A 10,480-nucleotide genomic window follows, 5' to 3' on the forward strand; every position below is an offset into this window, starting at 1 on the left:
CGTCAGCCGACCGCGCACTGCGCGCCGTTCAGGGTGAAGGCCCCCGGCGCGCGGTGCGTCCCGCGCGAGCTGCCGTTGAAGCCGAACTGCACCGACCCGCCGGGCGCGATCCGCGCGTTGTAGCCGAGGTTCGACGCGCTCACCGCGGCCCCGCTCTGCCGGCCCGAGGCGTCCCACATCTCCCGCAGCGCCTCCCCGCCGGAGAACGACCACCGCACCGCCCACCCGTTCACCGCGGCGGTCCCGGTGTTGCGCACGGTCACGCTGACCTGGAACCCGCCCTGCCACTGCCCGGTCACCCGGTAGGCGACGGAACACGGCTTCGCGGGCGGCGTCGTGGTCGTGGGGCGCGGTGCGGTGGTGGTGGTCGGAGGAGGAACGGTCGTCGTGGTGGTGGGTGCGGGCTTCGAGGTGTCCGAGCCGTCGCACGGCGGGCCCCACAGTCCGCGGCGGGCCGCCGAGGCCTCCTCGCGGGCGCTGACCAGCGGGCCGCCGTCCACGCCCTCCGGGCGCAGGGCGCCCTGCCGCACGGCGAGGACCGCGTAGTCGGTGCCGTCCTCCAGCTCCAGGTTCACCTCACCCAGGGTCACGCCCGAGTAGCGCACGGACCTCGCCAGCAGGGTCGAGCGGGCGAAGGCGAGGGACGACTCGGCGAAGCACGGCTTCGGTTCGGCCAGCAGCGCGATGCGGACGATGGTGCCGTCGGCGAACTCGACGGTGCGCGCGTCCACCACGTCGCGCACCACCGTCAGCACGTCCTGGGGCGGCACGACCTCGTTGACCAGGGTCGGCGGTTTCAGCGGGACGGTCGTGGACGAGGGCGGCGGCGGCGCCGGTTCGGCCGTGCACGCGGACGCGAGCAGGGCCAAGACCAGCACGTGCTTGCGCAGCACCTCGTCACTCCCGACTGTCGGCGCGGAACGTCCTCACGCGACTACCCCAGCTGGAGTGTCGGTAAAGCTGATCACCGCGTTACGCCGGTGGGGCGAGCACGATCGCCGAGTTGTGGCCGCCCATGCCCAGCGACGACTTGACCGTGAGGCCGTCGGCGACCGGGGTGAGGCCGTCGAGCAGCGCCGGGTGTCCCGACGCGACGACCGGGGGCGCCGGGATCACGCCCCGGTCGTAGCCCAGGGCGGTGACCGCGACCTCGATCGCCGACGCAGCCCCCTGGCAGTGGCCGGTCAGCGGTTTCACCGAGTAGACGCTGGTCCCGGGACGGAAGAGCTCCTCCAGCACCGCGGCCTCCGCGGCGTCGCACTGGGCGGTGCCGGGGCCGTGGGCGTTGAGGTAGCGCACGTCGGACGCGCGCACGCCGGCGTTGTCCAGGGCGTCGGCGAAGCAGCCGCGCACCTGTTCGAGCTGCGGGTCGATCGAGGTCACGTGGTAGGCGTCGTGCGACATCGCGCCGCCCAGGGTCAGCGCGTACGGGCGGGCGGCGCGTCGGGACAGGACGAACGCCACGGAGGCCTCACCCATCACGAAACCCCTGCTGCCCTGCTGGAACGGCCGGCACGCGTCGAGCGGCTCGGCGTCCACGACCGCCACTCCCAGGCGGACGAAGTGGGCGATGTTCTCCGGCGTGAGGGAAAGATCCGTCGCCACGAACACGACGTCGTCGACGATTCCCGCGTCCAGCCACGCTTTCGCGGTGATCAGTCCGGCGTTGCCGGAGGCGCACATCGCCGACACGTTCATCGCCGGGCCGTGAAAACCGTATTCCTGCATGAACGTCGACATCGGAGTGGACGGCATCAGCGCGAGGTAGTCGCGCACCGGTAACCGGCCGCCGCGGGTGATGTAGAAATCGCGCCACAGGTCGACCTCGCCGAGCACCACGGCGTGCAGCAACCCGACCCGGCGGCCCGGCTGCCAGCCGCGGGTGCCCGCGTCCTCGATGGCCTCCCTGGCCGCGGCCCGCATGGCCCGCGCGAACCGGGAGGGACCGTCCAGCGGGTCCCCGTCGTCGTCGACTCTCGCCGCCCAGACCCCGTCCCCCGGTGCTCCCCCCAGCTCGGGGACCACGGCGGCGGCCGTCCTGCCGCTCGCCAGACCGTCCCACAGCGACTGGCGGTTCCAGCCGTACGCGCTGACCACGCCGACTCCGCAGATCCCCACACCTCGCGCGACCATGTCCGCTCCCCCACCCCGAGGGTCCACACCTCTCACACCAGGGTAACGGCCGGGAGCAGCTCGCGGTGAACGTGTTGATTCGTCTACAATGGACAATCAAAACGACCCCTGATCAAGCGGACGGATTCGATTACCGATATAACGGCTCACCATGTTCACGCCAGACGGATGCGCCTCCGGTCGACTGTGCGGTAGGACTTCACGATGGCCACGCCACGGCGAATACGAGAGACTGCTGGATCTGGGAGTCACAACGTGAGCGGGCTGATCGGCGACGCCGAATTCGACCACGAGCTGCTGGCAGGCCTCGGCACCTCGATCGGTGCCGCCGTGGTCTGGTGGCTCGACCTCGACGACGAGCAGCTCGGCTGGATGCCGGGCCTCGACGCGGTGGTCGGCCTGGCGGGCGCCGATCCCGGCACCGTCCGCGCCCGGCTGGCCGAACTGGTGCGGCCGCTGGCCGTCGCCGCGCGGACCGCCGCGGCCTGGCAGGACTTCGAGCTGGTCCAGCCCCTCGACTCACCGGACGGGCAGCGCTGGCTGCAGTTCCGCGCCCGCGTGTCGGCCCAGGAGTCCGCGCGGGCGCTCGTCGGCGTGGTCGCGGACGTGACCCGGCGGCACAACCAGCAGCAGGAGCTCGCGGACCTCGCCGACCGCTACCGGCTGCTCGTCGAGCTCGCCCCCGAGGCCATCGTGGTGCACGAGGCCGGCCGGATCGTGTACGCGAACCCGGCGACGGTCCGGTTCGTGCGGGCGAGCTCCGACGCGGACCTGATCGGGCGGCCGATCACCGACTACGTCCACCCCGACTCGCAGGCCGAGATGCTGCAGCGCATCGCGAAGCTGACCGAGCCGGGCGCGACGAGCGACCCCGCGGACGCCGTGCTGCTGCGCACCGACGGCGGGACGACCGACGTGGAATCGGTCTCGGTGCGCACGACCTGGGAGGGCCGCCCGGCGTTCCAGGTGATCATGCGCGACGTCACCGAGCAGAAGGCGGCCGCGGCGGCGTTGCGCTACCAGGCCGCACTCGTCGCGCACGTCAGCGACGCGCTCATCGCGACCACCGCCGACGGTGTCGTGACCAGCTGGAACCCCAGCGCGGCGACCGTCTACGGCCACAGCGCCGCCCACGCGATCGGGCAGCCCATCGGCGACGTGGTCGGCGCGCCGCTCGACCCGGTGGAGGTCCTGGCGGCCGGCGGCGTGGTGCAGGCCGACCACCGGCGGGCCGACGGCGAGGCGCTGTCGGTGCGGGTCTCGGTGGCCAGGATGGACGACGGCTACGTGCTGATCTGCGCGGACGAGACCGCGCGCCGCCGGGCGGAACGCCACTTCACGGCGGTGGTCGCCGCGATCGAGGAGGGCGTGCTCGTCGTCGGGACCACGGGCCGCGTCGAGTCCGTCAACCCCGCCGCGGAACGGATCCTGGGCGTGAGCGCGCAGGAGGCGATCGGCGAGCTGGCCTCGTCGACCGAGCTGCACGACGAGACGGGCCAGCCGATCCCCCAGACGTCGTTCCCGTCGGCCATCACCAGGGCGACCGGCCAGGCGCAGCACGGGCGGATCGTCCGGGCGCTGCGGCCGGACGGCACCCGCGTCTGGCTCTCGCTGAGCGCCCGCGCCCTCACCCAGAACGGTGATCTCCCGTCGGCGACCGTGGTGTCGTTCACCGACATCACCGAGCGCCGGATGATCGACAGCCAGCTGGAGCACGAGGCGACGCACGACGCGTTGACGGGCCTGTTCAACCGCACGGTGACGATCAACCGGCTCAGCCCGCGGGAACGGGCGCACCGGTCGGGCCTCACCGCGGTGCTGTTCATCGACCTGGACAAGTTCAAGGTCATCAACGACTCGCTGGGCCACAGCGCGGGCGACGAGGTGCTGCGGGTGGTCGGCACGCGGCTGAGCCTGAGCGCGCGCCGCGGTGACGTCGTGGGCAGGCTCGGCGGCGACGAGTTCACCGTCATCGCCTACGGGATGGCCGGGCCGGAGGAGGCGACGGCCCTCGCCGACCACCTGCGCTCGGAGCTCAACAAGCCGATCACCGTCGAGGGCCGGCAGCTGCACGTCGACGCGAGCGTCGGCATCGTGCTCGCCGAGCCGGGCGACCCGCGCGACGGCTCGGACCTGCTGCGCGACGCGGACCTCGCGATGTACCAGGCGAAGACCAGGGGCCGCGGCCGGATCGCGTTCTTCGACGTGGAGCTGCGCGAGCGCATCCAGCGCCGCCTGCAGCTCGAGCAGGACCTGCGGATGGCGCCGCTCGGCGACGAGCTGTGGCTCGCCTACCAGCCGATCGTCGACCTGCGCACGAACCGGCGCACGGCCGTGGAGGGCCTGCTGCGCTGGACGCACCCCCGGTACGGGCTGATCATGCCCGGCGAGTTCATCTCGCTCGCCGAGGAGAGCGACCTGATCAACATCGTCGGCTCGCACATGCTCTACACGGCCTCGCGGGAGATCGCCGCGCAGGCGCCGGAGCTCCAGCTGACCGTGAACCTGTCGGCCCGCCAGCTCGACGACCCGTGGCTCGTGTCCTCGGTCCGCAACGCCACCCACAAGTCGGGGCTGCCGCCCAGCTCGCTGTGCCTGGAGATCACCGAGAGCGCGCTCATGCACGACCCTGCGCTCGCGGCGCGCACTCTCGCGGCGTTGCGCGACCTGGGTGTGCGGCTCGCGATCGACGACTTCGGCACCGGCCACTCGTCCCTCGCCCAGCTGCTCACGCTCCCGCTCGACACGCTCAAGATCGACCGGTCCTTCACCGCGGGGCTCGGCCGGTCCGACGAGGCGGAGGCGATCGTCACCAGCATCATCGCGATGGCCCACGCCGTGGACCTGTCGGTGATCGCGGAGGGCGTGGAGGAGGTCGAGCAGTTGGAGATCCTGCGGGGCCTGGGGTGCGACCTGGCGCAGGGCTACCACCTGGGCAGGCCGGTGCCGCTGGCCGAGCTGTGAGGGCCCGGTCACACGCGCTGGACCCTGACACCGGTGTCAGCCCCTAGCGTCGGAATCACCTCGTCCCGACCGTCGGGACGCAGGCGGTGGAGGAGAGCTGCGATGGGCAAGGCGTTGGGGTACACCAGTTTCGGCGGGCCGGAGGTCCAGGAGCTCATCGACCGGCCGGACCCCGTGCCCGGCCCGGCCGAGGTGCTCGTGCGGGTCGAGGCCGCGGGCGTGAACCCGCTCGACCACATCTTGCGCTCCGGTCACGCCTCCACCATGAACGGCCACGTGCCGTTCCCGCAGGTGCTCGGCATGGAGGCGGCCGGCACCGTGCTCGCGGTCGGCGGCGACGTGACCGGTCTGGAGGTCGGCGACCGGGTCACCGGGTTCGCGCTGACGTTCGCGGGCACCTACGCGGAGACGACGCTGCTGCTGGGCGAGTCCACCGCCCGCATCCCCGCCGAGCTGTCCGCGACCTGGGCCGCGACCATCCCCGTCGCGGGCACCACGGCACTCGACGCGCTCGACCAGCTCGACCTGCCCGCCGGATCGTCGTTGCTGGTCAACGGGATCGGCGGCGGCGTCGGCATCGCCGTGGCCCAGATCGCCCGCGACCGCGGCCTGGTCGTGACCGGCACCGCGAGCACCTCGAAGCGCGCGCTGGTGGAGGCGACCGGCGCGAAGTTCGTCGACTACACCGGGGGCGACGTCCTCGACCGGCTCGACGCGCGCTACGACGCGGTGGTCGACACCGTCGGCGGCGAGTCGTTGCGCGCGCTCGCACCGCTCGCGGCCACCCCGGAGGCCCTGGTGTCGATCGGCGACCAGTCGGTGACCGAGCTCGGCGGTGTCTTCGTGCGGCGCCGCCTCGACCGGTCGGGCCTGGAGCGGGTCGCCGAGCTGATGGTCACCGGGAAGCTCGACCCGCACATCACCGCGACCTACCCGCTCGAGCGGGCGGGCGAGGCGCTGGCGCTCGTCGAGTCGAAGCACGCCACCGGCAAGCTCGTCATCGACCTGGGCCTCTAGGTCCTAGGCGGCGCCGAGCTGCTGCCGGAAGCGGACGTTGACGTCGATCAGCTCGTCGAGCGAGGCCCGCGCCTCGACGAGCCGGTCGATGTCGGCGGTGAGCCGGTCCCGTTCGGCCTTCATCGCGTCGAAGGCGTCCTCGGCGACGGCCTGGTCGTCGGTGTCCACGCACGGCAGCAGGCGGGCGATCACCTTGGTGCCCAGGCCCGCCTCGAACAGCCGGCGGATCATCTCGACCCGCGAGGCCTCCGTCGGCGCGTAGTGGCGCTGCCCGCCGACGGACCGCGTGCTGTGCACCAGCCCCTGCTGCTCGTAGTAGCGCAGCGAGCGGGCGCTGACCCCGGTCAGCCGGGCGAGTTCTCCGATCCGCATGTCCTCCAGGCTAACCCCCGCGGAGGCGGCGGCCGCGGGTTCGCGTCAGGCGAACGCCGGCTCCAGCGCCTCGAGCCGCGGCAGCCGGATCCCGAGCCGCCGCGCCTCCGCCAGCACGTCCCTGGCGTAGCTGCCCGCCAGGTGGCGGTCCAGGTGTCCCGTGCGCTCCAGCTGTTCGAGGAAGAACGCGGCCAGGTTGTTCCCGCCGAGGACCTTCTGCAGGACGAACGCGGTCACCCCCACCGGAACCCGCGTGGTCAGCGTGGCCCCGATGCGCGGTGTGCCGCCCTTGGCCTCCAGCAGCGGGATCATCTCCCGGACCAGCAGGACGGACTCGGCGACGGCCGCGCGCGAACTCGTGTACCCGGCCAGTCCGCCGACCTGGAGCACCTTCGCGAGCAGTCCGGCGTCCAGGATGAAGTGGAACCAGAGCCAGCTGCGGAAATCGGGGGCCTGCACGACCGAGAATCCCGTTTCCCGGAACAGGCGCCGAACGGCCTGATAACGCGCGCCGCGGTTCGAACCGTCGCAGAAACCGAGAAAGACGGTCTTGACCACGCCGCCGGTGAGCCGGGACCCGGTGAAGCCTCCGCCACCGCCGGGAAATCCCCAGACGACCTGGTCGGCGGGCAGTGCGGCGACGACGGCGGCGGGGTCCTGGAACGTGTTGCCGAACATCAGCACGGTCGCGTCGCCGATGCGGGTGCTCAGGAACTCGACCGCGCCCTCCAGCTGGTCGGGGTTGACGCTGAGCAGCACCAGGTCGTACTCGTCGTCACCGCTCAGGCTCTCCCGCAGGGTGACCGGCCACCGCTCGGCGACCGTCGCACCCCTCCTGCGCCCGTCCCGGATCTCCAGGTCGATCTCGGGACCGAACTGCGCCGCCCTGCCCGGCCGGACGTAGAAGTCGACCTGGTGGCCGGCCTTCGCGAAGGCCCAGCCGTAGAGCGCCGCGATCGTGCCGCGGCCGAACAAAAGAATTCTCATCGAGCATTCCTCGATCTCCGACGGAATGGGAACGACTCCACCGTAGACCGGAAAGTGGAAAAGGCAGTCCGCTTGCCCGGAAGTGAGAACGACGCCCGCGCGGCCGACTCAGTTCGGCAACTGGAAATCCTTTTCCGGTTCGGGTTCACTGGAGGGGTGGCCCAGCCGACCGACCTGCGCACCGACGCCGCCCGCAACCGCGCCCGCATCGTCGAGGCGGCGCGGGAGCTCTTCCGCACGCGCGGCATCGACGTGCCGATGAGCACGATCGCCCGCCGCGCCGGGGTGGGCGTCGCGACGCTGTTCCGGCGGTTCCCCAGCCGCGAGGCGCTCGTGACCGAGGTGTTCGCCGACCAGCGCGCGCACTGCGAGGCGATGCTGGAGGAGGCCGTCGCCGACCCCGACCCGTGGCACGGCTTCCGGCGGCTGCTCGAGTTCATGTGCACCGAGCAGCTGGAGGACCGCGGCTTCACCGAGGCCTTCCTCGCCTCGTTCGCCACCGACGTCGACCACCGGCACAGCCGCGAGGCCGCCGAGTCCGCGTTCGACACGCTGGTGCGCCGGGCGCAGGAGAGCGGCAAGCTGCGGCGGGACTTCGCCGTCAGCGACCTCGTGATGCTGGTGCTCGCGAACGCCGGGCTGCGCGCCGCGCCGCCGGAGCACGCCCGCGACCTGTCCCGCCGGCTCGTCGACTACCTCCTGCAGGCCTTCGGCACCGAGGGCGGCACGCCGCTCGCACCGGCCAGCACGCTCGGCTTGGTCGACCACCTCACGTCGCGGCACGCGGGTGGCCGGCCGGGACCGCTCGTGGGCTGACCGCGCTCAGGCGGTCACGGTGTCCCGCGCGGTGGCCTTCTTCGCGGCGGTGCCGAGCCGGATCGCCGAGACCAGGAAGAAGATGCCGCCGACGGCCGCGTACCCCGCGACGTTCGCGAGCGAGGCGTCCGGCTGCGCAGCCATCAGGACGAACGACGAGCCCGCGCCGACCGACAGGCCGCCGCTGAGGATCATGGGCCACTGGCCGCCCATGCGGCGCCGGCCGACGCCGACGGCGAGCTGGACCAGCCCCGCGACGATCGCCCAGGCACCCCACACCCGCAGGACACCGGGGATGTCCGCCGCGAGGGCGATGCCGCCGGCCGCCAGCAGGCTGACGACGATGTTGACGTAGAGGCCCAGCACGTTCCCGGACCGCCGGGACGCCCGCGCGTCGACGACGGCCGCGGCCACGTCGACCAGCGGGTAGAGCACGAGCAGCACGAGGCCGAGCGGCCCGAGCTCCCGCACGGTCAGGCCGACGAGCACGGCCCAGACGAGGGCGAAGGCGGCGCGGGCGAAGTACAGCCGCCGCAGGGACGCGGCAGCACCGGTGGTGGTCACAGGACTTCCTCGTGGTCGAAGGGGAACGCCCGGGACGCGACGGTCGTGCAGGCCGGCGCGGGGAACCGCGCTCGGGACAGGTGGCCGTCAGCGATACCGAACGTTCTATCGCGAGCAATCCTGCTGCAGAAACCCCGCCACCGTCAAGACCGAACGTTCTACCTCGTGATCCCGGCGGTGCGCAGCCACACCACGCGGCACGTCTCGCAGGCCTGGTCCAGGGCCTCCGGTGACACGGCCGAGGCGTGGTAGAAGGTCCGTTCGACCATCCAGCACAAGGCGCGCGCGACGGCCCGTGCGCCGTCAGGGCCGTCGTGGTCCTCGGCCCCGGCGCGGACGAGGATCGCCGCGATAGCGTCGATGAAGATCTCCGCGGTCTCCGCCCACAGCGCCGCGAGCTCGGGGATGGCCGGTGCCTGGTCGATCGCGGCGCGCATGACCAGGCCGTGCTCGTGCCAGCGGTCGCGGGTGCGGCGCAGGGCCGTCGCGATCGCCTCCCGCGGCGCGGCCGGGTCGTCCGCCGCCGCGCGGGACTTCTCGCGCAACGCCTCGACCGTGCGCGCGAAGAGCGCGACCAGCGCCTCCTGCTTGGAGCTGAAGTAGAAGTACGTCGAGGCGCGGGAGATGCCGGCGCGCTCGGCGATGTCGTTGATCGTCAGCGCGTCGAACCCCTTGACGGCCAGCAGTTCCCCGAGCCCGTCCAGGATCCCCCGCTCGCGCAGGTCCCCTTTGGACGGTGCGGCCGACCGCCGCCGGCCCGCTCTCGACTGCTCCGGCATCGCTCCCCCTCCGTTGCGCCCAGGATCGCACGCCGTCAGGTCGCCGCGAGCTGGTGGCCGTCCGGGAAGTCGGTGGACCGGGACAGCTCCTCCCACGCCGCGATGTCCGCGTCCACGGCGGCGCGGCCCGCGCGGACGAGCCGCAGCGCGTCCGAGCCGAGCACGAGGTGCACCGGCGGCCGCTGCGCGCCGACGACCGCCAGCACCGCGGCGGCGGCCTTGGCAGGGTCGCCCAGCTGGTGCCCGCTCGCGGCCCGGCGGGCGGCGCGGATCGGGTCGAACAGCGCGTCGTAGTCCGCGATCGAGCGCTCGCTGCGGACCATCGAGCCACCGGCCCAGGACGTGCGGAACGACCCGGGCTCGACGATGGTCACCCGCACGCCGAACCCCGCGACCTCCTGGGCGAGCGACTCGAGCAGGCCCACGACCGCGTACTTGCTGGCGCAGTAGTACGACAGGCCCGGCACGCTCATCAGCCCGCCCATCGAGCTGACCGCGAGGACGTGGCCCGAGCGCCGCGCGCGCATGCCGGGCAGCACGGCGTGGATGGTCGCCGCGACGCCGAACACGTTGGCGTCGAACTGCGCGCGCAGTTCGGCCATCGACGACTCCTCGAAGACGCCCTCGTGCCCGTAGCCGGCGTTCGCGATCAGCACGTCGACCGGCCCGACGGTGCGCTCGGCCTCGCCGACGACGGCGGAGACCGCCTCGTCGTCGGTCACGTCGAGCTGCCGCGCGCAGGCGCGTCCGGGAGCGAGCGCCTCGAACTCCCGCAGGTCGTCCTGCTTGCGGACGGTGCCGATGACGGTGTGGCCGGCCGCCAGCGCGGCCTCGGCGAAGGCGCGGCC

10 protein-coding genes are annotated in these 10,480 nt (G+C 72.8%); 3 read left to right on the forward strand and 7 right to left on the reverse strand.

Annotation, left to right across the window (positions count from 1 at the left end; translation table 11 throughout):
* Positions 1-2: 2 nt before the first annotated feature.
* Positions 3-893, reverse strand: coding sequence for a cellulose binding domain-containing protein (locus ACFWGZ_RS34930; protein WP_382455859.1), 891 nt, complete (start codon positions 891-893; stop codon positions 3-5).
* A 79-nt stretch (positions 894-972) separates the two neighbouring features.
* Positions 973-2,133, reverse strand: coding sequence for a beta-ketoacyl synthase N-terminal-like domain-containing protein (locus ACFWGZ_RS34935; protein WP_382455860.1), 1,161 nt, complete (start codon positions 2,131-2,133; stop codon positions 973-975).
* A gap of 255 nt (positions 2,134-2,388) precedes the next feature.
* Here ACFWGZ_RS34935 and ACFWGZ_RS34940 point away from each other — a divergent pair, with 255 nt between their 5' ends.
* Together ACFWGZ_RS34940 and ACFWGZ_RS34945 are read left to right on the forward strand one after the other, a co-directional pair.
* Positions 2,389-5,097, forward strand: a complete 2,709-nt coding sequence (locus ACFWGZ_RS34940) for an EAL domain-containing protein (RefSeq protein ID WP_382455861.1) — start codon at positions 2,389-2,391, stop codon at positions 5,095-5,097.
* A gap of 102 nt (positions 5,098-5,199) precedes the next feature.
* Complete coding sequence (locus ACFWGZ_RS34945; protein WP_382455862.1) at positions 5,200-6,114, forward strand: NADP-dependent oxidoreductase; 915 nt, start codon at positions 5,200-5,202, stop codon at positions 6,112-6,114.
* A 3-nt stretch (positions 6,115-6,117) separates the two neighbouring features.
* On the opposite strand, the gene ACFWGZ_RS34950 is transcribed toward ACFWGZ_RS34945, so the two are convergent.
* Both ACFWGZ_RS34950 and ACFWGZ_RS34955 read right to left on the reverse strand, forming a co-directional pair.
* Complete coding sequence (locus ACFWGZ_RS34950; protein ID WP_382455863.1) at positions 6,118-6,486, reverse strand: MerR family transcriptional regulator; 369 nt, start codon at positions 6,484-6,486, stop codon at positions 6,118-6,120.
* 45 nt (positions 6,487-6,531) lie between these two features.
* The gene (locus tag ACFWGZ_RS34955; protein ID WP_382455864.1) at positions 6,532-7,473 is read right to left on the reverse strand and encodes a ketopantoate reductase family protein; all 942 of its coding nucleotides are present in this window, start codon (positions 7,471-7,473) and stop codon (positions 6,532-6,534) included.
* Between the two features lie 156 nt (positions 7,474-7,629).
* On the opposite strand from ACFWGZ_RS34955, the gene ACFWGZ_RS34960 reads away from it, so the two are divergent.
* Positions 7,630-8,289, forward strand: coding sequence for a TetR/AcrR family transcriptional regulator (locus ACFWGZ_RS34960; RefSeq protein ID WP_382455865.1), 660 nt, complete (start codon positions 7,630-7,632; stop codon positions 8,287-8,289).
* A 6-nt stretch (positions 8,290-8,295) separates the two neighbouring features.
* Here the strand turns inward: ACFWGZ_RS34960 and ACFWGZ_RS34965 are convergent, their stop codons facing one another.
* From ACFWGZ_RS34965 to ACFWGZ_RS34975, 3 genes are all read right to left on the reverse strand, one after another.
* The gene (locus ACFWGZ_RS34965; protein WP_382455866.1) at positions 8,296-8,853 is read right to left on the reverse strand and encodes a hypothetical protein; all 558 of its coding nucleotides are present in this window, start codon (positions 8,851-8,853) and stop codon (positions 8,296-8,298) included.
* Between the two features lie 158 nt (positions 8,854-9,011).
* The gene (locus tag ACFWGZ_RS34970; RefSeq protein ID WP_382455867.1) at positions 9,012-9,632 is read right to left on the reverse strand and encodes a TetR/AcrR family transcriptional regulator; all 621 of its coding nucleotides are present in this window, start codon (positions 9,630-9,632) and stop codon (positions 9,012-9,014) included.
* A 35-nt stretch (positions 9,633-9,667) separates the two neighbouring features.
* Positions 9,668-10,480 (reverse strand): oxidoreductase (locus ACFWGZ_RS34975; protein ID WP_382455868.1); only part of this gene is annotated, 813 nt, incomplete at its 5' end.

Source organism: Lentzea sp. NPDC060358 (assembly GCF_042725365.1).
Lineage (GTDB): Bacteria > Actinomycetota > Actinomycetes > Mycobacteriales > Pseudonocardiaceae > Lentzea.